This window comes from Pedobacter sp. Bi126, from assembly GCF_918698245.1.
Lineage (GTDB): Bacteria > Bacteroidota > Bacteroidia > Sphingobacteriales > Sphingobacteriaceae > Pedobacter.
On the sequence record NZ_CAKKMS010000001.1, the window covers coordinates 227,292 to 252,580 of the forward strand.

Genomic DNA, 25,289 nt, shown 5'->3' on the forward strand with positions numbered 1-25,289 from the left:
TTTTACTTCAGGGCTTCTCTATGGGTTTTATCAATGAGGCTCAGTAGCGAGTTTTCATTTTGGCTATCGTATAAGAGTTGCCAGATCATTACTCCACCACCGTCTTTTGTAGCCAATATAGTTTTGTCTTTAATGGTGTTTTTTCCGTTGTAATAAATTGTGCCACCATTTTCTGGTAAGACAATTTCGTCGTAATCCATCCGTTCAGTATATTTCGCCTGCACATCTTGCCAGGACATTTGCCTGAAGGTCCTGTCTTTACCTGGCAACTCACCAAAACCATAACCATAAAATGGAAGTCCGAGGTTAAGACTCGTCTTTTTCATGTCCCGCTCCTTATGCCAATAATCCAGATGATCCATCGCGTAAGATATTGGTGCGTGTTGCCCGGGTACCTCAGGTTTCCAGGGGCCTGTTTTGTCGTAGGCCATGATATTGATAAAATCAAACTGCGCTAAAGCTAAATTGGTTATTCGGTCTCTGGTCCACCAGGCCACCGCAGCTGATAAGAGCTTCTTTCTTTTGTTCAGTTGTTTTTTTAACCCAACAACGAAAGCCTCGTAGTTGGCATCAATGTCGTCCCCCTCCAAATCAACATCAATGCCATCGAGGTTATATTTATCCAGCACAGCAATAAAGTTGGTAACCAAAGCCTTCCTATGCTCATCTCCCAATAATTTGCCGTAATAAGCATGGCTGCTTCCCCCACCACAAGACAGCAGCACTTTGATATTCCGCTGATGTGCCATTTGTACTACCGTATCTAAGCCAGGTACATCTTTAAAAACTCCGTCTGGACCGGGGTTGATGAAAGCAATATTGAGATGTGTTATTTTTCCCAGATCAACTTTCTTCAGGTCTTGCACCATATTTGCCCGCGACCAGATATAACCGATTACTTTAAACTGGGCATGCAAGGGGTTAACAGTGGCCAGGACCAAAAGCATTAAGCCACAGATCCATTTTTTGTTATTGCTGTAAATCATTTGTATAGCTTTTGCAAAAGTTATTATGTGCTTTTTTCTGGAACCAGCGCCAATCAACTGACCAACGCTGGCCCAATAGGGTATTATTTAAGGGTATTGTAAACCGCCTGGGTTAAAGAGTTGTTTCCTGATACATCAAAATCTCCCTGCCAGATATAGGCACCCAAAAAGTCGCTTGTTTTAATGAAATTTGCTTTTTGGGTAACCAATGGCACGCCGTTGAAATAAATTGCCAAGGGAGCCGGTGTCAAATCTACTTTCTCCTTATCGAAAGCTGTAGGATATAAAGCCAGAATATCTTTATAGGCAATATAGTTGAATGAGGTAAAGCTCGCATTGTTGCCATTGGCATCAACTGCGGTGTACCTTAATCCCATAGCCGGGATGCCTACTACGATTTTATTAAGCGGCAGTTTAGCTTTCCAAACATTGGCACTGCTTACCATGTAATCGTAGCCTGAAGGATTGCCCAATGGCTTGCCCGTACCGGTATTTAAACCGCTTTCAAAAGCACGAACATGAACCCAGTTTACATTGGTCAGACTTGCAGCCGTGTAGTTACTGTGTGTGTAATTTACCGGTACAGTGAGGGTAATGATTTTGGAAGTGCCCAATGCATTGCGCAACTCATTGATAAAAGTTATCGTTGCAGCCATGTTAGCTGTTGTAGTTGCTTCTACGGTATTGCCCACATCGGCCATCATTACATCTACCCCGTCCATGTTTCGTAAGGCCAGGTAATCTTTAACGGCCTGTGCCAGTGCGGTACGCTGAGTTGCATTCTTCAATGCCGAACCAAAAGTATTACTGTCATAAATATTCCAGCCGTTCGCCGAAAGTGTGGCACTAATGCCCAGTAGCACCGGAACACCAGCCAGGTGTGCCTTGGTCACAATTTCCTGCGATTTCCTGCCCGTTTCTCCTTTAGAAACATCCAACAATCCGGCAGCATTAATTAAGCCCGCCTTGAAGGTAACATGTGTTACATTATTCCAGTTCATGTTGCTGATATCGCCATTCTCCCCCAGGTACGACATCACCACCTTGGTGTAGCTTTTAGGCGTAAATGCCGTTCCAGCAGCAGCCAATACAAACACATCTTTAAACCGGCTTACCGTGGTTCCGTTATAAGTGGCTTCTACTTTTATGCGATAATCGCCAGCGGCTGTAGCCGTGAAAGCATATTTTTCGCCAGTAGCTACTTGTTTGTCGTTTACCTTCCAAAGCACTTGCACCTTTCCTGCAGGCGTAAATTGCAGTGTATTGAATGTAATAATTTCTCCCGGTTCCAATACTTGGGTTGCATTGGGAGTTGGGAAAATAGATGCAATGTCTCCGCCAATAATTCTTGGCACATAATCATAGTCCTTTTCCTGTTGGGCTACCTCGTTTTCTTTACAACCAAAAAAGAAGGCCATAGCAAATAAGGCGTATATTAATAATTTGATTTTTTTCATCTCTTTAAATTTTGTACGATCATTATTAATGATGTTTATTATTCCTGATCCCACCAAACGCGTTTGGTCCAATCGTCTGTACCGATAATTTTAATCGCGGCTTCTACATTAGCGGCATTCTGCTGTTTCTCGGATAGTGGATATTCAAATCTTCTGGGTATGGTTTGTGATACCGATTCGGTAGTAGGCGACGGTACCAATACCGGAAATCCGCTTCTGCGCCAGTTGGCATAGGTTTCGTTTCCATTTAACAACAAGGCAATCCACAACTGAGTATTAATCTGCTCTAATTCTCTGCCCACAACTAAGGGATTGGCGGTTTTGAAGTTGTTGATTTCGGTTGCCGTTACCACCGGACCACCTGGATATAAGCTAAGCTGTTGCATGGCTGCCTCCACGCCTTTGTAGTAGTGCTCTTGTGCAGTGCCACCTAAGTTCAAACCGAAACGCTGTGTCGCATCGGCCAATAGCAGTTCTACCTCAGCATACGTAATGTGGAAGAATGGTGCATCGTTTCTCAGTAAGTTATGGTTTAACTGTGGCTTAAGGTCTATGCTTCTGGGTGTGTAAGATGTGCCGTTTGCCAATGTAATGGCAGTGGTGCTTAACACATCATCAGAGTTATAACGGCCCGGGATTGCACCCACCAAGCCTATTTTAGCCCTAACCTGTGCCGTAATATCTTCCCGCTCCAGGAATCTGGTCGGGGCTACCGGATTGAATTCGCGGTAACATTTAATCAGATGGTTTACACGCGGATCATTGGTAACCGTTAATGCATTTAAGAAGGTGTTTACTACACGGCCCATTTCATTTTTACTGTTCCAGGCTGCTGAAATTCCGTTCGGGCGTGGATCCTGATAACTGTTGGGAACATTCTCATGCCTGGTCATACAGATATCGGCATTGCTTGTGAAAACACCGCCGGCATAAGCTGCCTGGATTTCAGCTTTGCCCTTTTCCGGATCTCTCTTCGCCAGGCGAAGAGCTAAGCGCAACCGGAGTGAGTTGGCGAACTTTTTCCAGGCGGAGATATTGCCTTTGTAAAAATACTCGTTGGGCACCCTATCTTTAGCCGCATCTAACTGGGCAGACGCTTCGGCCAATTCCTTAAAGAAATCGTAATAAATATCTTTCTGCGCGTCAAACTTCGGCCTGATCTGCCCGGTAGATCCTTTCCCTGCCTCAAAATAAGGGATATCACCATAGGTGTCAGTCAACCGGGCGAAGATATACACCTTCATGATCCGGCACATGGCGTTGAGGTTGGTTTGGTTGGCCACCCCTTTGCTGCGTTCTACCGCATCAACAATGTTAACCACATCGTTTTGATAGCTCTCATCGAACATCCGCCAGAGGTAAGAAGGCGTTTTCTTATACACCGCACCAAAACTCATGTTAAAAGCACCGGCAAACTGCTGCATCATCGGGATGAGCATAAAATAGTTTGTGCGTTCCTGTATGCCCAAATCGCCCGAAAAATATACCTGGGTGTACATCAGCTGACTGGCAGGATCTAAATTAGATGATCTGGTAGGGTCTACATTCAGGTCACCAAATTTCTTGCACCCCAGTGAAGTCAGGATCAGCAGGAGCATTACTATATATGTTATTTTTTGTTTCATGATCGACATCTTTAGAATTTAACATTGAGGTTAAAACCCCAACCTCTCCGGGTGGGAAGTGAACCATATTCCAGGCCCTGGCCATTGCTGTTATTGTAATTGGAATCAGGATCTACATTGGGTACATCCTTATAGATGATAAAAGGATTTCTTGCCACCAGGCCTAGCGACGAGCCTTTCAGTCCCAGCTTTTTATTCAATGCCTGTGATAAAGTATAGGTAAGCGTCAGGTCCCTCACCTTCACATAAGTAGCCTTATAAACAAATGGTGTTGCAATATTAGAACCGTCGGTAGCAAAGGTTGTCCAGTACAGTGTCGGATCCATAGCTCTTGTATTCGCCGTGTAAACCGGATTAGCCGCAGTACCGGTATTGATTACGCCTTGTGGCACAAATCCCCTTACTTTTCCTTCCGCGGCCCATTCTGCAGCGGTTTTTTTAGCGGCCAAACGGTTTTCTTCAGATAAGATCCACTCGTCTCTTCCCGCTAAGGTTGCTGTTGCAGAGCCTCTGGCATGCATAAATAGATTGGTCATAGAAAATAGATCTGCACCGTATTTCACATCAAAGCTGGCGTTCAAACTGAAGTTTCGATAAGAAATCCGACTGGTTACCCCGCCGGTCCAATCAAATACCCCCTTGCCCAGAACCTTCATTTTAGGATCGATAATGGGCAACAGGTTGGTAGAGTTTAAGATCACGTTGCCATCCGGGTCTCTCATAAAATCGTATCCCATTAAAGTTCCGTACTGCTCTCCAGGTTTGGCTACCACCCGTAAGCCTGCCCAACGCGCCTCTGATAGCGAGAGGTATTCGCCTACCCGGTCAGACAAAGACGCTACTTTACTTACGTTTCTGGCGAAGTTGACACTGATGTCCCACTTGATTCTGCTTTTATCAGACAGCGGACTTGCCGAAACCAATAATTCGATCCCATGATTGGCGATTACGCCCGCGTTTATCAGCTGTTGTGGATAGCCTGATGAGAACGCAGCAGGTACGATGTTGATCTGGTCTCTTGATTTTGAACTATAGTAAGCCGCATCAAAATTAACTTTGTTTTTAAAAAACTTCAGGTTGGTACCAATTTCGAAAGACCTCGTTCTGGTTGGTTTCAAGTCGATCGGTGGAATCACCCGAGACGAAATTTTGCCATTCAATGCCCCGTTAAAAGGAAGCTGATTAAGTGAATAGTACAAATCCAATAAGAAAGGATCAGTATCATTTCCAACCTCTGCTACCGATGCCCTTAACTTACCGAACGATAAAATGTTACTATTAATTTTAAAAGCATCGGTAAATACAAAGCTGGTAGAAAGTGATGGATAAGTGTAAGTATTGTTATGCTCGGGCAAGGTTGAAGATTGATCTCTTCTTACGGTAGCGTCTAGATAAAGATATTTTTTAAAACCTACCGTTATAAGTCCGTAAACAGACCTGATGGTACGCGGAATATCGTTAGGAATCACCGATTTATCTAAATAACTACTGGCACTGATGGCGTCTAAAACAATCATATTTGAGAAAGCAGATGTCGTGCCTTTCCGAATGCGGTTATTGATGCTTCCACCTAAGCGTGCGGAGATGTTAAAGTCTTTGCCAATCTGCCTGGTATAACTTGCCAAAGCTTCTACCTGATTGGTCGTGTAACGTTGGTTAACCTGATCAAGCTGTCCGCCCAATGCCCCGGGTGTCGTTTTTGGCCTATAGCTTTCATAGTCCAGAAACGTAACATCAGTTGCTGCTTTAGCATTTAAACTAAAACTCTTGGTAAACTGATAGGTTGCGTTTAACGATCCGGTAAGCCGCTCTTTAGTCGTCTTGTTATACATTTCCTGGATTACCCAATAAGGATTGATACGGAATTGGCCACCGCCCCAATCAACATAATCGCCCTGCGCTGTTTTGTAGTTTGTTTTAAACAGTTCTTGATCTATATTATTGGCCAGACCATTGAAGTTCATGCCGATATTGGAAGGAGAATCGCCCAGTCCGGCCCTGTTGTTCACTTTCTCGTTCATATAAGTTGCCCGTACATCAAGCGAGAACTTGTCGCCGAATTTCGAACGTCCCGAAAAAGTATAAGTATTTCTTTTGATGTCACTTGTTGGCACAATATCCTTATACCGCAAGTCTGCTGCAGAAAACCTGAAGTTCGATTTATCTGTAGAACTGCTCAGGGCTATTGTATTATTAAAGGATGAACCTGTGCGGAAAAAGTTCTGAATGTTATCTTTAACCAGCGCATAAGGCCTGCTTACACCGTCGAAACCCACCAGATTGATTCCTGGATCCAGGCGTGGACCGAAATTGATGAAAAGACTATTGAAAGCCGAAGCCTGATCAACCGGTAATAACTGGTTTCTTCCCTGTCCGTATAAATATTGGACATCATCATATTTCGTCAATTGTGTTTCTATCGAGTTGGTACTGTTAAAATCTATCCCGAGCTCTTTGCTGTTAGCACCTTTTTTGGTCGTAATTAAGATTACACCATTACCGGCCAAACTTCCGTAAAGTGCCGTTGCTGCGGGGCCTTTCAGTACCGTTACCGATTCCACATCGTCAGGATTGATTGCAGAAATTGCATCTCCCATATCTACCCCGCCACCGAATTGATCGGTCCCTACCTGGCCGTAATTAGAATTGTCCATCGGGATACCATCTATTACATATAAAGGCTGGTTATTTCCTGTAATACTTGTTGAACCCCTGAGTACAACCCGAGATGAACCTGCCGGACCACCAGCGGTACTTGTAATAACCAATCCGGCCACCTTACCTGCCAGCGAATTGATTACATTCGTTTCTTTGGCCTTATTAATATCATCTCCGTTAACCTGCGTAACGGCATAACCGAGTTCTCTTTCGCTGCGCTTGATACCGAGAGCGGTTCTTACCTCGACGGTATTCAAAGTGGTTACATCCTCTCTCAGCCGGAGGTCAACCCGTTTTTTGGAGTCGCGTGCCACAAAGAACTGCGTAGCCAAACCCACGCTACTTACCTGAATAGTATCCCCATTGCCGGCCCTCACCGAGTATCCACCAGACGCATTAGTGTTGACCACCTGTTTGGTCTTTTTATTCAGCACACTAACATTCGGCAATGCGAAGTTATGTTCATCGGAAATTATCCCGGTTACATTAAATGCCCCTGTTTGCCCAAACACGGTTTTGGGAAAGGTCACTAACAGAAACAGGAAAATGAAACCGAGAAAAACCCTGGTCATTTGTAAAAGTCGTTTCATTTTAATAGTTTGTTGGTTTAAAAATGTTTAGTTGTTGTGGTTCTTCAAAATTAAAATAGCTATTTTCTCGGGCTGCGCGATACCCATAAGCCAGCTGTACTAAAATGTTTTACGATAGGGATGCGTTTATAATTGGTTACCGTCAGTATTCACCGTTAACGTACACGTTCTTTGGTCAAAAAAAACATAGAAGGGTTTTAAACTCCTATGAACATTTTCGTTTACCTGTTTCGTTAACGTACACGAATATATTGAATATTATTTCAAAAGCAAATTTTACAGCCATTTTTTTTATAAAAAAATTATAGCTAGTTTTTATAGTAAATGTAGTTTTCTTTGGTAATGATGTCGATTGGCATATATTGTACGCTTTCTACCGTGGCCTGCAACAGGTGCTGATAGATAGACATCACCCCTTTGTAACCCTGCTCCTGCGGCTTTTGGCAGATCAGAAAATCAATGGTACCATTTTTCAGGTGGGTTATATTTTCTTCTAGAAAATCATATCCCATTAGCTTTACATCTTTAATTTTGTATTCGTTAAAAAACTTCGCTACAGACGATACCCTGGAGTTGGTCACGAAAACCAGATTGGGCCTGTTTTTTTCGAATTGCTGTTTTAAGATTTTTTGAAGGGAGTTATAGTCGGTTTCGTTTACATCAATTTTATCTATATCAACTACTATATTTTCTTTTTCAAAGTAGGCCCTGAAACCTTCCTCTTTTTTTAAAAGGTGATGGTGCAGGTCAATCTCCCTAGAGATGTTAACCAATAGTACCCGCTGTGACGGCGAAATGAGGTATTTAGACAAGTGGGCGGCCAGGTATCCACTTTGAAAGAGGTCTGGACCGATGTATGCTATGTTAGCCTGATTGGCCAGATCCGAATTGATCAAGACGAATGGAATATTGTGTTGTCTGCAACGCGCCAAGAAATTAATCGATTCTTTTTCGAACATGGGCGCCAATAGCAGTCCGTCATAACCTTTTTTAAGGATAATATCTGCCTGGTTGATGAAAGTTTGTTTGGCATTTTGATCGAAGAAGTAATGTTCAACCATCACTCCGAAATTCCTGATTTCTGAAGCAGCCTGGTTTATTCCCTTCAACGGAGCGTTCCAATAGCCGGTTTCATTGGAAACGGATGGGATTAAAGCAGCAATTTTAATTACTTTTTTTGAGGCAAGCATCCGTGCCATAATGTTGGGCTGGTAATCAAGCTCTTCGATAATTTTTTGGATCTTTTCCTTCGTTTTCGCCGAAACCCCTAACCTGTTGTTGATCACCCGATCAACGGTTCCGATAGAAACGTTGGCACGTTTTGCTATCTCTCTTATGCCCGTGCTATTTTCAGCTTGTTTTTTCATCCCTAACAAATGTAGAGATAATTAAAGAACAGAACAATGGTATAAGCGCTAAAATGTTAACGTTAACGGATAGTAAATTAAAAAATCAGTGGCATAGAAGAAATTGAATAATAACCTGATAAAGTTTGGATTACACTGAGGGTTATGAGGTTATATAAGTGCCTTAATTATGCCAGAAACCGCAAAAACGGTTTCTGGCATATAAGATAAGCATACCTTGAATTGAGTTAGGGAGCCGGTGTATTAATTTTCCTTCCTACGGCCTGCAGCAGGCTATACGTTCCGGTAACATCCTGTGATAGTTCCCAGATCATTACCCCTTTTATATTTTGGGCTGCATATTTCGTTTTCGCTTCTATAGCGGTGATACAATTGTATTTATAGCCATCGTAGGTATCTACATAGGCTACCGCCGAAGCGCCGTAATCGGCAATTAATTGCGCCCAGGATTTGTAGCCAGCACCCACAGTAGGTTTATAACCGTAAAAGGGAACGCCCAATACCAATTTGGAAGCAGGAACGCCAAGCGTGAGAAACTTATTGATATGTTGGATGGCCGCATCATATGAAGAGTGGTTCGAGGTGCCGCCCCATCCATTATCGTAAGACATAATACTGATCAGATCCAGATAGGCATAGGAAGAACTTGGGATTTCTCCACCATTAAATGCAGCGGTTGCCGCGGTAACCAGTTTGCCAAGCGGGTTTATCTTGGCCCTCAATGCCGCCACAAAAGGGGCAAAGTTTTGTTCTGCTTTGATCTGATTTAGCGTTGACCCCTCCACATCGATGTCTATGCCGTCGAGATTGAAATAGGTAGCAAAAGAAGCAAGGTTGTTGATAAAGTTGGTACGGTTGGCAACGCGGAACTGCACGGCAATATCACCGGCAGCTGTATCCGGATCTCCCCCACCTATCGAAGCCAGTACTTTTCTTCCCTCTGCATGTGCCTTGCTTACTACCGCGTTAATTTCTGCAGCAGTAAAATCGCTGAACAAGGGTTGCCCATTGGCCATCATACCGCCACTGGAACTGGGTGCAAAAAAAGCGAGGTTAACGTGGGTTACAATACCGAAATCTATCGAATTGGCCAGGTTAGAAACGCTACTTACCCAGCCAGGCACATAACCGATTACTACTTTGTCGGGATTAGTGACTAGCGCCTGGCTACCTGCAAGCATATTCACACCAGATACTTTTAGGTCCTCGTCTCTAGTACTTAATGGGATTTCTTTTTGCTTGCTGCAAGCAGCGGTTACCAACACTGCCAGCGCCAGTATTAGGGATTTTAAATTTTTCTTTTTCATTGTTTTTGGTTTTAGGTTGTTGTTAAATCTATTTTGGATGGTATGCTTATCGGTAGATATTTTAAAAAAGTCAAAAAAAACGTTAACGTACACGTAAATTGAACGTAATTTGTTTTAAATAAGGTTGATTAATGAAGAAATGACGGGGGAAAGCGGCTTTAAACGAATCGTGTACGTTAACAAATATAAATTAATATTTTATAAAAGCAAATACGACCGGAAGAATGACATGCAATAAAGAATAACATAAGTCAGATTTCAGCGAGGAAAAAACAGTTATCATTTTTAGAATATAGTGTTCGCCGATGGCCAAACTTTTCTGCCACCGCCGATGATCTGACAGTCATCAAATCGCTAGATAAAAGGTAGCGGATTTATTTACAGTATTTAAAAAACGTTTGAAAATCTGACTACAACACTTAGAAGATGTAAACTAATTCTAGTATTATAACTCAAAAACGACAAGCTATAGCAGGACGAGTCACATATTCCCTATCCTACTAAGGCATATTTGTTTTTTTTGAAATTAGAGTATATAACTCAAATAATTGCGTCTTTAATTAATAAGCGGATGGAATTTTTAAAGTTCACAAAATAAAACGATTATTTACTTGTAGGGAAGTTGCTAGGTACATAAAAAAAAGCGCCGCCAAACAACTTAAGGAAGCTAAATATGCCGTTTAAAGCTCCATTATAATCGCAGAACGCTTAACCGTTTGAAATAGATATTATTTATGAAATTTGGATTTATAACCTTGTTGCTAATTGCTGGCGCAGCTTCCGCTCAGAAAAAGACCAAAGTTACTCAGGAAAAGGATATGAGTTCCTATCTGATGGTTTACTTTAAAGACGACACGCATGGCTTACACATGGCACTCAGCCCAGACGGCTACACATTTACAGATGTTAACAAGGGCAAACCTGTAATCGCAGGTGATACTATCGCAATTCAAAAAGGAATCCGCGATCCTCATATAACTCGCGGACCGGATGGAGCATTCTACCTGGCCTTGACTGACCTGCATGTTTTTGCTAAAAAAGCAGGCCTTCGTGATACTGAATGGGAGCGGGATGGTAATCAATACGGATGGGGCAATAATCGCTCTTTGGTTTTAATGAAGTCAACCGACCTCATACACTGGTCAAGAACAATTTTGCGTGTAGATCAGGCTTTTCCCGGATTAGAAGAAATTGGCTGTGCCTGGGCTCCGGAAACCATTTACGATGAGGAGAAGAAAAAAATGATGATCTATTTTACCATGCGTTTCGGCGATGGTAAAGACAAGGTTTACTATTCGTACATGAACAATGAGTTCACAAAAATGGAAGCCAGGCCGAAACTTCTGTTTGAATATCCTAAAGAGGTGTCTTATATCGATGCGGATATTACCAAGGTGGGTAATAAATATCATATGTTTTATGTACCCCATGATGTAGGTGCCGGTATTAAACAGGCGGTATCCGATTCGATCAATACTGGCTATGTATACGATGCTAAGTGGTATGATCCTGAACCCAAAGCCTGCGAAGCTCCTAACGTTTGGAAGCGTATTGGATCTGATAAATATGTGTTGATGTACGATATTTATGGCATCAATCCGCATAATTTCGGTTTTAGCGAAACTTCAGATTTTGTGAATTTTAAAGATCTGGGGCATTTCAACGAAGGCGTAATGAAAACAACAAATTTCACGTCGCCTAAACATGCGGCCGTTATTCATCTTACCAAAAAGGAAGCCAAAAAGCTTGCCGTTCATTGGGGGTTGAAACTTTAAACAAAGACTTTTATAAAATAAATATGACTGCACCTAATTTCTTCAAAAAGATCACTCTTTTACTGGTATTTGCAAGGCTTACATTTTGTGTGCTTGCACAAGAATACCCAAAAGCTATTTTAAGAGGTGATTATCCCGACCCAAGTATTATGCGTGATGGAGACGATTTTTATATGACCCATTCTCCCTTTACCTATTCTCCTGGATTTTTAATATGGCATTCGAAAGACTTGTTTAACTGGAAACCAATAACACGAGCCATGCCAGACCTGGTTGGTTCTGCCATGGCGCCCGATCTGCTGAAACACAACGGTAAATATTATATATATTTTCCGGCTAGCGGAACCAACTGGGTAATATGGGCAAATGATATACGAGGCCCCTGGAGTAAACCGATTGATTTAAAAGTCCCCTTTATTGATCCAAGCCATGCAGTAGGCGAGGACGGCAAACGTTATTTGTTCGTTAATGAAGGTCGTATGGCTCCCCTGGCGACCGATGGGCTTTCTGTCACTGACACATTGAAAGAAGTTTATAAAGGATGGGAATATCCTAAAAGCTGGATTACTGAATGCAAGTGCCTTGAATCTCCAAAGATTTTAAAAAAAGGCAGTTATTTCTACATGGTAACAGCCGAAGGTGGCACAGCAGGTCCTGCAACGAGCCATATGGTTATAGTTGCGCGCTCAAAAAGCATTCAGGGTCCTTGGGAAAACTCACCATATAATCCGATAGTACATACTTATTCATCAGATGAAAAATGGTGGTCTAAAGGACATGGAACATTGATTGACGACGTAAAAGGAAATTGGTGGATCGTGTATCATGCCTATGAAAATGGATACCATACCCTTGGCCGGCAAACACTAATTGAACCCATTGAATGGACAACAGATGGTTGGTTCAAAACAGCAAAAGGAAAGATATACTCTGGAACAAAAGAAAAAGTACTTTCATCAGGCTTTACGCTATCAGATAATTTCAATAAAAAGACGCTTGGATTGCAATGGATGGCCTGGAAAGGTTATGATTCGAATGCTATTGAGTTGAAAAATAGTAGCCTTTATTTAAAAGCTAAAGGTATAAGTCCTGCGGATGCACAACTTTTGCTAACTACTGCTCCGGATACAAGCTATGAAACCCAGGTCGAGGTCACTTTAAAAGGAGGAAGTACAGGCGGACTGATTTTGTTTTACAATGAGAAAGCTTTTGCTGGCATCGCTTCCGATGGAAAGAATTTTATCGTCTATGAAAATGCAGGTAAAAAATCAAACAAGGCTAGCCGGTTTGGAGAGCGTTTTTATCTTAAAATTGTAAACAAACGCAACAGATGTGACATGCTAGCCAGCAAAGATGGCAAAAGTTGGATAGCGCTTCAATCTGACTTGGATGTATCAGGCTTAAACCACAACAAATATGGTGGTTTTTTTGCATTGAGACCTGGATTTATTTCTGCAGGAAAAGGAGAGGTAATACTGGATAATTTCAAATATGCAATCAGATAAGACAAAGCTATGCTATGGAATTTATAACTAAACCATGCTAACCTATCCCTCTCGTCGAGCTAAGGCCCTGGCTCGGGAGGCAAGCCTTATGGTTGTTACCAGACAAAGGCGATCTTCGATTTGATTTTAAATCCAACAAAAGGTATTCTAACTACCGGAAGGAGCTCGATCTAAACAGAGGACTTGTTGCGGTCTCTTATGTACAAGATGGAATAAGATTTAAGCGTGAGATTTTTGTAAGTAATCCGGACAGGGTGAAGGTAAAAGATACTTAGTTAATTGCCTTTTTCCTGAAAAAAGGTAACAATGGAGAATGATATCGAACAATTTAGTCAATGAAACTGCTGAACATATCTACTGAGAAACAAAGAATTAGGAGCAAAAAAAAGGGACAAAATCATTCGAAAATGTCTTTGTCCCATTACGGGTGGCTGATGGGGCTCGAACCCACGACCCTCGGCACCACAAACCAATACTCTAACCAACTGAGCTACAGCCACCGTATTTTTTAGTGTCACAAAAGTACGACTTTTAATATTTCTTGCAAATATTTTTTTCAAAGTTTTTACAACTAATTTTTAATTCCTTAACATTCAATTATTTGAAATCGAAAAAAAATTTCAGAAGCAGATAAAACAAGCTATTTTGAACCTAAAAACATAACTTTACGGCGTTTATGATCGAAATTTATACAGACGGAGCAGCTAGCGGAAACCCAGGACCAGGTGGTTGGGGTACAATTTTAAGGGCAGGACAGCACTATAAGGAATTAAGTGGCGGCTTTAGAATGACCACCAATAACCGCATGGAACTATTGGCTGTAATAAAAGGATTAGAGGCGTTAAAAAGCCTAAATCAACAAGTAACCGTTTACTCCGATTCGAAATATGTAGTAGATGCTGTGGAGAAGAAATGGGTTTTTGGCTGGGTAACCAAAAATTTTAAGGATAAAAAGAACAAAGACCTGTGGTTGAGATTCCTGGAACTGTATAAACTTCACAAAGTGAAATTCATCTGGATTAAAGGCCACAACGATCATCCTGAGAATGAGCGTTGCGACCGTTTAGCTGTTTTTGCGTCACAAGACAAACAAAACCTGGCTATAGATACTTTTTTTGAAGCAGAGAGAAGTAAGATATAACCAATCTTAATCAATTCCGCCAACTACATTTAAATTCTCTAGTTTCGTTTCTACATTGGCATCAATCGAGATTGATTTTGCTGTATACAACAACATCATTTCTTCAGCCTTTTCTACCATATGTTTTGACCCGATAAAAATCGGAACTCGCTGATGCAATTCTGTAGGTTCAATTTCGAGTATACGCTCAAAACCTGTGCTGGCTTTGCCTCCAGCCTGCTCAATAATAAAAGACATCGGGTTACACTCGTACAATAATCTTAATTTCCCATTAGGTGAGCGCGAAGTGGTTGGGTAAATATAAATCCCACCCTTAATTAAATTCCGGTGGATGTCGCCAACCATAGAACCAATATAACGTGAAGTATAGGGGCGTTTAGTGGCCTCATCCTCTACCTGACAATATTTGATGTACTTTTTAACGCCATCAGGAAAATGAACATAATTGCCTTCGTTTACAGAATACATATAACCTGTTTCAGGTATTTTCATCTGGGGGTGAGAAAGACAAAATTCACCAATAGAGGGGTCTAATGTAAAACCATTAACACCCTTCCCTGTGGTATAAACCAACATGGTAGATGAACCATAAATAATGTAACCGGCAGCTACCTGTTCTGTACCTTTTTGCAACACATCCGTTATACTGGCTCTGCCATCAACCGATTTTCTGCGATAAATAGAGAAAATTGTCCCTACAGCAACATTTACATCCGTATTGGATGAACCATCTAAAGGATCGATACAGACGATATACTTGGCATTTTGAGAAACCGGCGATTCGATATGAATAATATCATCTTCTTCCTCGGTAGCAACAATACAGCATTCGCCACCACTGGTTAACGCAGCAATAAACTGTTCATCAGCATAAACATCTAGCTTTTTTTGTTCCTCACCCTGAATATTGGTGGTTCCCATATCGCCTAAAATATCAACCAAACCAGCTTTATTAATTTCGCGGTTTACAATTTTTGCAGCTATACCAATATCCCTTAACAACCTCGAAAGCTCTCCTTTAGCATATGGGAAATCTGCTTGTTTTTCTATAATAAATTGTCCTAGTGTTTTAACGCCACAAACCATACTTAGTGTAAATTTTACATTATCTACCCGATAACTCTATAACCTCTAAGGTATGAATATTTTCATCAGATATGCAAAAACGAATGAGGGTTCTCACTTTGTGCCAACCGTGTTTTCCAGCCGCACCGGGGTTTATATGCAGACATTTTATTTTTTCATCGAACATTACTTTCAAAATATGTGAATGCCCTGTAATGAATAATTTCGGAGGGTTAGTGTATATTTCAGGCTTAACATAAGATGAGTATCTTCCTGGATATCCACCTATATGCGTCATCCAAACATCAACCCTTTCGCAGCTAAATCGATTTTGCTCTGGAAACTCCGCTCTAATCGCACTATCATCTATATTTCCGAACACGCCACGCAAAGGTTTAAACGCCGCCAAAGGCTCGGCTACATTAGGGCCAAAATCTCCGGCATGCCAAATTTCATCTACCCCATCGAAGTGTTTAAAAACCGCATCATCTAAAAAACCGTGTGTATCAGAAATTAAACCTATTTTTTTCATTATGTAAACTTAATTGTGCCCCTTAATTTACAGGACTGGCAAAATCTTTCGACCACTTTTCGCTAAAACAAATCCTCAAAGGGTTGACAAATCTTTTAAAAATGGTGATTAAATATTATAAAAAAACACGACAGCGATTATACAATGTTACCATTGTTCCCTACCCCGCCATCCATCCAAAAACCATAAGCTAAAAGGCCAGAAAAAAATCCTTCAGCAATTCTTTATAAGCAGCTGTATGCGCTTTTAACGATTCATAAATATAAAAATCATTTTCCTTCAAAACCGCTTTACCTTTTTTTAAACAGATCACTTGCCTAAAGGTTGGTTTGCTTTGATCAGAATGAATATGTATCCGCTCTGCAAGCGATAAATTATAATGTGCAGCATTACCAATAACCTCATCAGCTTGTTTTACCGGAAGGATTAACCAAATCATACCTTCATCGGCCAATAACCCACTCGTTTTTTTAATGAGCATGCTAAAAAAGTCTTTATCTGCATGCCGGGCTATTCCTTTTCTAAATGCCTCACTTTTTAAATCGTTTACAAAAAAGGGTGGATTAGAGACAATCAGATCGAATTGCTGAGCATAGTTATATTGTTCAATTGTTGTGTGGTTAATGGTTAACCGCTCACTGAAAACAGATAATTGAAAATTCTTTCCAGCAGTTTGTGCGGCCTGTTCATCAATTTCTACAGCTTGTATATTTGCTTCCGGAAAACGTTGAGCCAACATCAAGGCAATTACACCGGTTCCCGTTCCAATATCCAATATACTTTTAGGTTTTTCGTGATTTACCATCGCCGCAATTAAAACACCATCCGTGTTGATCCTCATGGCGCAACCCGTTTGGTCGACTTCAAACTGTTTGAACTTGAAAATACTCATCCTAAATTTCGTACAACTCTAAAGGCAAACCATCAGGATCAGCAAAAAAAGTAAAGCGTTTATCGGTAAACTCATCAATACGGATCGGTTCGGTAATAATGCCATGATCATTTAAACGCGAAATCTCTTTTTCTATATCATCAACCTCAAAAGCTAAATGACGTAAACCCTGAGCCTCTGGCCGCGATGGCCTTGCAGGAGGGTTTTCGAAAGAAAACAGCTCGATCTGATATACACCATTTACCGCAAGATCTAATTTATACGATTTCCTTTCAGCCCGGTAAACCTCTGCCAAAACGGTAAAACCTAATTTATTCACATAAAAATCTTTCGATTTTTCATAATCTGAACAGATAATGGCAATGTGGTGGATGCGAAGCATAAATAATAACTGAATTTTGAATGAGTAAATGAGTGAGTTAGCGTTTAGGCAAATTTGCACATTCTATAATTGAATCAACCAATAATTATTTCAACATTCTCTCATTCAAAATTCACTCATTCTATCATCAGCCATTCTCTCATTTAATAATTCTCTCATTCGATCATTATATTTTGACATTCAATCATTCAAAATTCTCTCATTCAATCCTGTAATCACACCAGTTTTTTCATATAAAAAAGCTATTTTTGCAACTTCAAAAAAAAAGCATGATTCATTTCTTCCTTAGTCAATCGCAGGCGATTTTTGTTCTACAAACAGACAAAGCGCTTTCTACCACTGATATTACTAAACTTGAATGGTTATTTGGCGGTGCCAAAATCTCGCAAGAAAAAGCGCTAACAGGCTTTTTCGTTGGGCCAAGAGCAGCAATGATTACTCCATGGAGTACCAACGCAGTAGAGATTACCCAAAACATGGACATGCAGGGAATCATCAGGATTGAAGAATTTAAGCAGGTTGACGAAAGTTTTGCGGATTACGACCCGATGCTTTCTCAAAAATACGACAAGCTCGATCAAGAGGTATATACCATCAATATCAAACCTGAACCGATTTTAGAAATCACCGATATTGCGGCTTACAACAAACAAGAAGGGCTTTCTTTAAGCGATGAAGAAGTTGAGTATTTAAATACTTTAGCGCAAAAATTAGAAAGACCGCTAACCGATTCTGAAGTTTTTGGTTTCTCCCAAGTGAATTCGGAACACTGCCGCCATAAAATTTTCAATGGTAAATTTGTAATCGATGGCGTAGAGCAACCTACTTCTTTATTTAAGCTGATCCGCAAAACATCAGAAGAAAATCCTAATGATATTGTTTCGGCCTATAAAGATAACGTAGCTTTTATCAAAGGCCCGAAAGTGCAACAATTTGCACCTAAACGTGCCGATGAGCCTGATTATTATACGACAAGCGATTTTGAATCGGTAATCTCATTAAAAGCAGAAACCCATAATTTCCCTACTACAGTTGAGCCTTTTAATGGTGCAGCAACAGGTTCGGGTGGTGAAATTAGGGACCGTTTGGCAGGTGGACAAGGTTCGTTACCTTTAGCAGGAACTGCCGTTTACATGACTGCGCTTTCGCGTTTAGAAGATAACCGCCCTTGGGAAAAAGGCGTTGAAGAAAGACAATGGTTATACCAAACCCCGATGGATATCCTGATCAAAGCATCAAATGGTGCTACAGATTTTGGAAATAAATTCGGTCAACCGCTTATTACGGGTTCGGTTTTAACCTTCGAGCACGAAGAAGATTCCAGAAAACTGGGTTTCGATAAAGTAATTATGCTTGCAGGTGGTATCGGTTACGGTAAAGCCAGTCAGGCGCAAAAACTTAAACCACAGGAAGGCGATAACATCGTTATCCTAGGCGGAGAAAATTACAGGATCGGAATGGGCGGTGCAGCCGTTTCATCTGCAGATACTGGTCAGCACGGAAGCGGCATCGAATTAAATGCCATCCAGCGGTCAAATCCTGAAATGCAAAAACGTGCTGCAAATGCGGTGCGTGGTATGGTAGAAAGCGATCACAATTCGATTATCTCTATCCACGATCACGGTGCAGGCGGTCACTTAAACTGTTTATCAGAGCTGGTTGAAGAAACTGGTGGATTAATAGATCTTGATAAATTGCCAGTGGGCGACCCTACCCTTTCGGCCAAAGAAATTATCGGAAACGAATCGCAGGAAAGAATGGGTTTGGTGATCGGCAACGAGCATATCGAAACCTTACAAAAAATAGCAGACCGCGAACGCTCACCTATGTACACCGTAGGTAAAGTAACCGGCGATCACCGTTTTACCTTTAAATCTGCAACAACAGGTTTAAAACCTATGGATTTTGAATTGGCCGCCATGTTTGGCAGTTCACCAAAAATCGTAATGGACGATCAAACCATCGATCGTAAATATGAAGCTGTAACATATAACAACAACGAATTAAACAACTACTTAGAACAGGTGCTTCAATTGGAAGCGGTTGCAGCTAAAGATTGGTTAACCAATAAAGTAGACCGTTGTGTGGGTGGCCGTGTAGCCAAACAACAATGTGCAGGCCCACTACAATTGCCTTTAAACAACTGTGGTGTAATGGCTTTAGATTTTCAGGGGAAAGAAGGTATAGCCACTTCAGTTGGCCATGCACCACTTTCGGCCTTGATCGATCCTGCAGCGGGTAGCCGCAATGCGATTGCAGAATCACTTTCGAATATCGTTTGGGCACCGCTAAAAGATGGCTTAAAAAGTGTTTCACTTTCTGCCAACTGGATGTGGGCCTGTAAAAACGAAGGCGAAGATGCCCGTTTATATACAGCAGTAAAAGCTTGTTCTGATTTTGCCATCGATTTAGGAATCAATATCCCAACCGGAAAAGATTCGTTATCGATGAAACAGAAATACAAAGATGGTGATGTAATTGCACCGGGAACAGTAATTATTTCTGCCGGAGCAAATTGCGATGATATTACCAAAGTGGTTGAGCCGGTGCTTCAAAAAAACGGTGGATCAATTTATTACATCAACCTTTCTAATGATACCTATAAATTAGGTGGTTCATCTTTTGCACAGATTTTAAACAAAATCGGCACAGAAACACCTGATGTTAAAGGTGCTGATCAATTTAAAACAGCTTTTAATACCCTTCAGCAATTAATCAAAGCTGACAAAATCCAGGCAGGTCACGATATTGGTAGCGGTGGTTTAATCACAACCCTATTGGAAATGTGTTTTGCCGACCGCGATTTGGGCGCTTCGATCGATTTGTCTTCACTGGCAGAAGCAGATAGCATTAAAGTATTATTTGCAGAGAACATTGGTATTGTATTCCAGGCTGATGCTTCGGTTGAAGATACCTTTGCACAAACCGGCGTTGCTTTCCATAAAATTGGTGAGGTTACCCAATCGGCTAAACTGGAAGTTAAAAATGCTACTGATCGCTTCAGCTTTGATATCGACCATTTACGTGATGTTTGGTTCAAAACTTCGTACTTATTAGACAGTAAACAAACCGGAAACGGATTAGCGAAAGAACGTTTCGACAATTATAAAAACCACGTATTAAATTACACTTTTCCATTACAATTTGATGGAAAGAAACCTGTAATCGATCCGACTAAACCACGACCAAAAGCAGCCATTATCCGCGAAAAAGGAAGTAATTCTGAGCGCGAACTGGCCAATGCCATGTATTTGGCGGGTTTTGATGTGAAAGACGTACACATGACCGATTTAATTACCGGAAGAGAAACTTTAGAAGACATCCAGTTTATAGGTGCAGTTGGCGGTTTCTCTAACTCTGATGTTTTAGGATCGGCGAAAGGTTGGGCAGGTGCATTTTTATACAACGAAAAAGCAAGGGTAGCATTAGAAAAATTCTTTACCCGTCCTGATACCTTATCAGTTGGGGTTTGTAATGGTTGCCAGTTATTTGTAGAGTTGGGCTTAATTAATAAAGACCACGAAGAAAAACCTAAAATGCTCCACAACAAGAGTGGTAAGCACGAAAGTATTTTCACATCGTTAACCTTACAAGAAAACAATTCTGTCATGTTATCTACCCTGGCCGGAAGCACTTTAGGTGTTTGGGTATCGCATGGCGAAGGAAGATTCTCATTGCCGTACGCAGAAGACAAATATAAAATCGTAGCTAAATATGCTTACGAAACTTATCCGGCTAGCCCCAATGGCTCAGATTACAACACCGCAATGTTATGTGATGAAACTGGTCGCCACCTGGTCATGATGCCACACATTGAGCGTTCATTGTTCCAATGGCACTGGGCAAATTACCTACAAGGCCGTAAAGACGAAGTTTCGCCGTGGATGGAAGCCTTCGTAAATGCACGCAAGTGGATTGAAAACAAGGGATAAGAAACTGATGGAAAGTATAAAAGGATGATGGAATTAAAACCATCATCCTTTTTTTTGTTAATCATCATTCTATAGTTGGATCGTCATGCTGATCCGATAGCTATCGGATTTATTTCAGCATCTATCATGCTAATTAGTCACTGAACACCTAAGCTCAGGTACAAATAAATCATATAAATTGTCACGCTGAGGCATGAAGAATCTCTAACAGATAGCTACTTGCTTTAATTTTCGTGGCGTTGAAATGGAAAACAATAATAGTAAGCTTTCCATAGCTGAAGGATTCTTCACTGCGTTCAGAATGACAATCTTACGATATTAAAATAAAAAAAACGGCCTGGGCACCGCCCAAACCGTTTCAATTTACCCAACCTCACATTTTTCTATAAGCGCATTAATAGAAAAATCATTTAATTATTAAAAAGAGATGTCATTCTGTCCAACGGACTCCTATGGAGGGCAGTATCGTCATGCTGAACTTGATTCAGCATCTATCATGCAGCTTAGAAAGCATCCCCCATTATTCGTTTTACATCATCCATCCCGCTTACATCATCTGAAAATTAATCGCCATATTATACCTTACACGCACCGGAACTCCTTTATTTTTCCCTGGTTTCCATAGCGGTGATTTTTTTATAACTTTAATGGCTTCCTCATCACAACCAAACCCAATCCCTTTAATTACAGATACATCGGTAATCGAACCATCTTTCTCTACGACAAAGCTTACAAATACTTTTCCTCCAGCACCTTCTTCCTGTGCCCTTGAAGGATACCTTAAATTACGTTCCATATATTTAGACCACGCTTTGGTACCACCGGTAAATTCAGGGTACTCATCAGCGCCTAAATAAATCTCTTTATCTTCGGGTGTTCCTGTACCTTCTTTAGCAGTTCCTGAACCATCACCACTACCTTTACCTTTATTGTCGGTTACTATTGCAGCAGGCGCAACTACTCCATCCTGTGTCTTAGTGCTGATCACTGCTAATTTTATATCATCAACTGTCGGAGGAGGGGGAAGCTCTGTTTTATTAACCACCACCACTTGCGATGGAAGCGCTATTGTTTTAACCTTTACCGGATCGGCTTTTGCAGGTTCAGGTTTTTTCTCGGGTTTAGGTTCGTCTTTTTTCATCTGATGAATTTGATCAGGCAAAGTTGTCTCGGTAACTGTTGTAACGGTATCAACAATTACATCTTTCGGAAACAGTTTTGCATAAATCAAAGGAGAAAAACACAACAATAAGAATAGACTACCAGATACGAAAAGTGCTCTTGTCATAATCGATGAAGATTTAGACCTTAATTCATAAGCACCATAATTTTTGTTGCGGTCTGCAAATACAAGATCGAGCCACTCGGTTTTGTATACGTTAATTAAAGAGTTGAACATAGCTTTTAGTTTTATAGCATGATGCGGCAAAATCAGCAATTCCATAAAACATTTAAAAAATCTATTTTCTTTACAAAAAATGAAATTTTTCATCTGAAAAACATTTTTTTATTTCATTTTCAATAAAATTGATAAAAATAATACGATTCTTTTACGAGAATTAATAAAATATACTATTTTTGACAAAAAACATAACAAATTAATGAAAAGCTTAAGAACCATCGCATTAAAAGAGGCTCAAAACAGAATTTCACCAGAAGTTAAATCTCCTTCGGCGAAAATTTCTGATTTTTACGGCTCGAATGTATTTGATAAGAAAAAAATGAGAGATTTCTTATCTAAGGACGTGTATGAAAAATTAATTTCATCTATCAACCAAGGTGAATTAATCAATTCTGACGATGCTAACCAAATTGCTACAGCTATGAAAGCTTGGGCAATGAGCGCTGGCGCAACGCACTACACGCACTGGTTCCAGCCATTAACTGGCACAACTGCTGAAAAACATGATTCATTTTTTGAGCCAAGTGGCGATGGTGCTATCGAGAAATTTGCAGGTAGTGCTTTAGTTCAACAAGAGCCAGATGCTTCTAGTTTCCCTAACGGTGGTATCCGTAATACTTTCGAAGCTCGTGGTTATACTGCTTGGGATCCTTCTTCTCCAGCTTTTATCATGGAAAGCAAAGCAGGTAAAACACTATGTATCCCTACAGTATTCGTATCTTATACCGGAGAAGCCTTGGATTATAAAGCACCTTTATTAAAAGCATTAGCTGCGCTTGATAAAGCTGCTGTTGATGTTTGCCAATATTTCGATAAAAGCATTACTAAAGTAAATGCATCTTTAGGTATCGAACAAGAATATTTCTTGGTTGATGAGTCATTGTTCAATGCCCGTCCCGATTTATTATTAACAGGCCGTGCTTTATTCGGACACATGTCTGCTAAAGGCCAACAATTAGAAGATCATTATTTCGGTTCTATCCCTGAGCGTGTTTTCAGCTACATGGTAGATTTCGAAAATGAAGCTTTAAAATTAGGTATTCCTTTAAAAACCCGTCACAATGAGGTTGCACCATCTCAGTTCGAGTGCGCACCGATTTATGAAGAAATCAACCTGGCTATCGATCACAATCAATTATTGATGGATTTGATGGAAAAAGTTGCCCGTCGTCACCATTTCCGTGTATTGTTACACGAAAAACCATACGCAGGTATCAACGGATCAGGTAAACACAACAACTGGTCGTTAATTACCGATACAGGTAAAAACTTGTTGGCACCAGGTAAAACACCTAAAAACAACTTAATGTTCCTTGCTTTCTTTGTAAACACAATTAAAGCCGTTAGCGAGCATGCCGATTTATTACGTGCAAGTATTGCATCAGTAAGCAACGATCACCGTTTAGGCGCTAACGAAGCGCCACCTGCAATTATCTCTATCTTCTTAGGTTCTCAGTTGAACGATGTATTAGATGAGATTGAGCACTCACGTATCAGCAAAAAAATCAAAGAAGATAACGCACTTTGGTTAGGTATTCCTAAAATCCCTCAGATTTTATTAGATAATACCGACCGTAACCGTACTTCTCCTTTCGCATTTACAGGTAACAAATTTGAGCTTAGAGCTGTTGGATCTTCAGCAAACTCTTCTGCACCAATGACGATCTTAAACGCGATTATGGCTGAGCAATTGGTTAAATTTAAAGCTGAAGTTGATAAATTGATCAAAAAAGGTGATAAAAAGGACATCGCTTTATTAACCGTGATCAAAAAATACATCAAAGAATCTAAAAACATCCGTTTTGAAGGCAATGGTTATAGCCAGGAGTGGGAAGATGAAGCTGCAGCACGCGGTTTATCAAACATCAAAACTACACCAAAAGCTTTAGATGCTTATTTAACTGAAAAATCTGCTGAGTTATTTGCAACAACAGGTATCTATAGCGCACGTGAGATCCATGCCCGTCATGAAATCATGTTAGAAAACTTCTATAAAAAACTACAGATCGAAGCACGTGTAATGGGCGAAGTGGCTAACACGGCCATTATCCCAGCTGCAATTGCTTACCAAAACTCTTTAATCGAAAACGTACAAGGATTAAAAGCAATTGGTGTAGATAGCAAAGTTTCTATCGATATCGTTAAAAAATTATCAGAGCATTTAGAAATTGTCAAAACCAATATCGATGCGATGTTAGAAGAACGTAAATTAACCAACAAAATCGAAGATACCCGCGAGAAAGCGATTGCTTACGATGAGAAAGTTAAATCTTACTTCGATATCATCCGTTACCACGCTGATAAATTAGAGCAGATTGTTGACGATAGCGTTTGGCCTTTACCAAAATTCAGAGAATTATTATTCATGAAATAGATTTTAAGCCGTAAGGTTTAAGGTGTAGGGCGTAAGGTTTAACTTTACGCCCTTTTCTTTTAGTTCATTGGTTATTAGAACGGTTAATTGTTTTAAATGGCTTAACTGGCAATTGACAACTGTCAACTTTTTTTTGAAAGCAATACCAGTGCTCATCGATTAATCCAGCCCTGCTTTCCTTCCTGCTGTAAAATTTTCGCAAGATTTTCAATGCATCGTTTACAGCATCCATCCAATCAGGTTTATTTAAACCAGGCCTGTGCAAGGAAAAAATCCGCCCACGAAGAACCTCCCGCTGT

The 25,289-nt window shown here is 40.6% G+C and carries 17 protein-coding genes and 1 tRNA gene; 6 read left to right on the plus strand and 12 right to left on the minus strand.

The window, feature by feature from the left end; translation table 11 throughout:
* Window positions 1-2: 2 nt before the first annotated feature.
* The 6 genes from LQ201_RS00750 to LQ201_RS00775 form a co-directional block, all read right to left on the minus strand.
* Window positions 3-986 carry a glycosyl hydrolase family 18 protein gene (locus tag LQ201_RS00750; RefSeq protein WP_230144149.1) on the minus strand — a complete coding sequence of 328 codons (984 nt, stop codon included), beginning with the start codon at window positions 984-986 and terminating at the stop codon, window positions 3-5.
* 83 nt (window positions 987-1,069) lie between these two features.
* The gene (locus tag LQ201_RS00755; RefSeq protein ID WP_230144148.1) at window positions 1,070-2,443 is read right to left on the minus strand and encodes a glycosyl hydrolase family 18 protein; all 1,374 of its coding nucleotides are present in this window, start codon (window positions 2,441-2,443) and stop codon (window positions 1,070-1,072) included.
* A gap of 38 nt (window positions 2,444-2,481) precedes the next feature.
* The gene (locus tag LQ201_RS00760) at window positions 2,482-4,068 is read right to left on the minus strand and encodes a SusD/RagB family nutrient-binding outer membrane lipoprotein (RefSeq protein WP_230144147.1); all 1,587 of its coding nucleotides are present in this window, start codon (window positions 4,066-4,068) and stop codon (window positions 2,482-2,484) included.
* An 11-nt stretch (window positions 4,069-4,079) separates the two neighbouring features.
* Entirely contained in the window at window positions 4,080-7,316 is a 3,237-nt protein-coding gene (locus LQ201_RS00765) for a SusC/RagA family TonB-linked outer membrane protein (protein ID WP_230144146.1), read from the minus strand.
* 308 nt (window positions 7,317-7,624) lie between these two features.
* Window positions 7,625-8,683 (minus strand): LacI family DNA-binding transcriptional regulator, encoded by a 1,059-nt coding sequence (locus LQ201_RS00770; RefSeq protein WP_230144145.1) that lies wholly within the window; start codon window positions 8,681-8,683, stop codon window positions 7,625-7,627.
* 227 nt (window positions 8,684-8,910) lie between these two features.
* Entirely contained in the window at window positions 8,911-9,990 is a 1,080-nt protein-coding gene (locus LQ201_RS00775) for a glycosyl hydrolase family 18 protein (protein ID WP_230144144.1), read from the minus strand.
* A gap of 734 nt (window positions 9,991-10,724) precedes the next feature.
* Here LQ201_RS00775 and LQ201_RS00780 point away from each other — a divergent pair.
* From LQ201_RS00780 to LQ201_RS25695, 3 genes are all read left to right on the plus strand, one after another.
* Entirely contained in the window at window positions 10,725-11,765 is a 1,041-nt protein-coding gene (locus LQ201_RS00780; RefSeq protein WP_230144143.1) for a glycoside hydrolase family 43 protein, read from the plus strand.
* Between the two features lie 23 nt (window positions 11,766-11,788).
* Window positions 11,789-13,270 (plus strand): family 43 glycosylhydrolase, encoded by a 1,482-nt coding sequence (locus tag LQ201_RS00785; protein ID WP_230144142.1) that lies wholly within the window; start codon window positions 11,789-11,791, stop codon window positions 13,268-13,270.
* Between the two features lie 92 nt (window positions 13,271-13,362).
* The gene (locus tag LQ201_RS25695) at window positions 13,363-13,545 is read left to right on the plus strand and encodes a glycoside hydrolase N-terminal domain-containing protein (protein WP_371823026.1); all 183 of its coding nucleotides are present in this window, start codon (window positions 13,363-13,365) and stop codon (window positions 13,543-13,545) included.
* A 151-nt stretch (window positions 13,546-13,696) separates the two neighbouring features.
* On the opposite strand, the gene LQ201_RS00790 is transcribed toward LQ201_RS25695, so the two are convergent.
* Window positions 13,697-13,770 (minus strand) — tRNA-His (locus LQ201_RS00790).
* A 176-nt stretch (window positions 13,771-13,946) separates the two neighbouring features.
* Here LQ201_RS00790 and rnhA point away from each other — a divergent pair.
* Window positions 13,947-14,411, plus strand: a complete 465-nt coding sequence (rnhA, locus tag LQ201_RS00795) for a ribonuclease HI (protein WP_057934856.1) — start codon at window positions 13,947-13,949, stop codon at window positions 14,409-14,411.
* Window positions 14,412-14,417: 6 nt separating this feature from the next.
* Here rnhA and fbp read toward each other — a convergent pair whose 3' ends face one another.
* The 4 genes from fbp to LQ201_RS00815 form a co-directional block, all read right to left on the minus strand.
* Complete coding sequence (gene fbp / locus LQ201_RS00800; RefSeq protein WP_230144141.1) at window positions 14,418-15,497, minus strand: class 1 fructose-bisphosphatase; 1,080 nt, start codon at window positions 15,495-15,497, stop codon at window positions 14,418-14,420.
* 19 nt (window positions 15,498-15,516) lie between these two features.
* Window positions 15,517-16,008, minus strand: coding sequence for a metallophosphoesterase (locus tag LQ201_RS00805; RefSeq protein ID WP_230144140.1), 492 nt, complete (start codon window positions 16,006-16,008; stop codon window positions 15,517-15,519).
* A 190-nt stretch (window positions 16,009-16,198) separates the two neighbouring features.
* The gene (locus tag LQ201_RS00810) at window positions 16,199-16,900 is read right to left on the minus strand and encodes a tRNA1(Val) (adenine(37)-N6)-methyltransferase (protein WP_256449126.1); all 702 of its coding nucleotides are present in this window, start codon (window positions 16,898-16,900) and stop codon (window positions 16,199-16,201) included.
* A gap of 1 nt (window position 16,901) precedes the next feature.
* A complete protein-coding gene (locus LQ201_RS00815) occupies window positions 16,902-17,282 on the minus strand; it encodes a VOC family protein (RefSeq protein WP_230144138.1) in 381 nt (126 codons plus the stop codon).
* Between the two features lie 233 nt (window positions 17,283-17,515).
* Between LQ201_RS00815 and purL the strand changes: the two genes are divergently transcribed.
* The gene (purL, locus tag LQ201_RS00820; RefSeq protein WP_256449147.1) at window positions 17,516-21,214 is read left to right on the plus strand and encodes a phosphoribosylformylglycinamidine synthase; all 3,699 of its coding nucleotides are present in this window, start codon (window positions 17,516-17,518) and stop codon (window positions 21,212-21,214) included.
* A gap of 547 nt (window positions 21,215-21,761) precedes the next feature.
* Here purL and LQ201_RS00825 read toward each other — a convergent pair.
* Window positions 21,762-22,613: an energy transducer TonB gene (locus LQ201_RS00825; protein ID WP_230144136.1), complete on the minus strand. Its 852-nt coding sequence runs from the start codon at window positions 22,611-22,613 to the stop codon at window positions 21,762-21,764.
* A 202-nt stretch (window positions 22,614-22,815) separates the two neighbouring features.
* Between LQ201_RS00825 and LQ201_RS00830 the strand changes: the two genes are divergently transcribed.
* Complete coding sequence (locus LQ201_RS00830) at window positions 22,816-24,990, plus strand: glutamine synthetase III (protein ID WP_230144135.1); 2,175 nt, start codon at window positions 22,816-22,818, stop codon at window positions 24,988-24,990.
* The last annotated feature ends 299 nt before the right edge of the window (window positions 24,991-25,289 follow it).

Bases quoted from the DNA above. Each gene is read 5' to 3' on its own strand.
- LQ201_RS00750 (WP_230144149.1), bottom strand. From the start codon at position 986: ATGATTTACAGCAATAACAAAAAATGGATCTGTGGCTTAATGCTTTTG.
- LQ201_RS00755 (WP_230144148.1), bottom strand. From the start codon at position 2,443: ATGAAAAAAATCAAATTATTAATATACGCCTTATTTGCTATGGCCTTC.
- LQ201_RS00760 (WP_230144147.1), bottom strand. From the start codon at position 4,068: ATGAAACAAAAAATAACATATATAGTAATGCTCCTGCTGATCCTGACT.
- LQ201_RS00765 (WP_230144146.1), bottom strand. From the start codon at position 7,316: ATGAAACGACTTTTACAAATGACCAGGGTTTTTCTCGGTTTCATTTTC.
- LQ201_RS00770 (WP_230144145.1), bottom strand. From the start codon at position 8,683: ATGAAAAAACAAGCTGAAAATAGCACGGGCATAAGAGAGATAGCAAAA.
- LQ201_RS00775 (WP_230144144.1), bottom strand. From the start codon at position 9,990: ATGAAAAAGAAAAATTTAAAATCCCTAATACTGGCGCTGGCAGTGTTG.
- LQ201_RS00780 (WP_230144143.1), top strand. From the start codon at position 10,725: ATGAAATTTGGATTTATAACCTTGTTGCTAATTGCTGGCGCAGCTTCC.
- LQ201_RS00785 (WP_230144142.1), top strand. From the start codon at position 11,789: ATGACTGCACCTAATTTCTTCAAAAAGATCACTCTTTTACTGGTATTT.
- rnhA (WP_057934856.1), top strand. From the start codon at position 13,947: ATGATCGAAATTTATACAGACGGAGCAGCTAGCGGAAACCCAGGACCA.
- fbp (WP_230144141.1), bottom strand. From the start codon at position 15,497: ATGGTTTGTGGCGTTAAAACACTAGGACAATTTATTATAGAAAAACAA.
- LQ201_RS00805 (WP_230144140.1), bottom strand. From the start codon at position 16,008: ATGAAAAAAATAGGTTTAATTTCTGATACACACGGTTTTTTAGATGAT.
- LQ201_RS00810 (WP_256449126.1), bottom strand. From the start codon at position 16,900: ATGAGTATTTTCAAGTTCAAACAGTTTGAAGTCGACCAAACGGGTTGC.
- LQ201_RS00815 (WP_230144138.1), bottom strand. From the start codon at position 17,282: ATGCTTCGCATCCACCACATTGCCATTATCTGTTCAGATTATGAAAAA.
- LQ201_RS00825 (WP_230144136.1), bottom strand. From the start codon at position 22,613: ATGTTCAACTCTTTAATTAACGTATACAAAACCGAGTGGCTCGATCTT.
- LQ201_RS00830 (WP_230144135.1), top strand. From the start codon at position 22,816: ATGAAAAGCTTAAGAACCATCGCATTAAAAGAGGCTCAAAACAGAATT.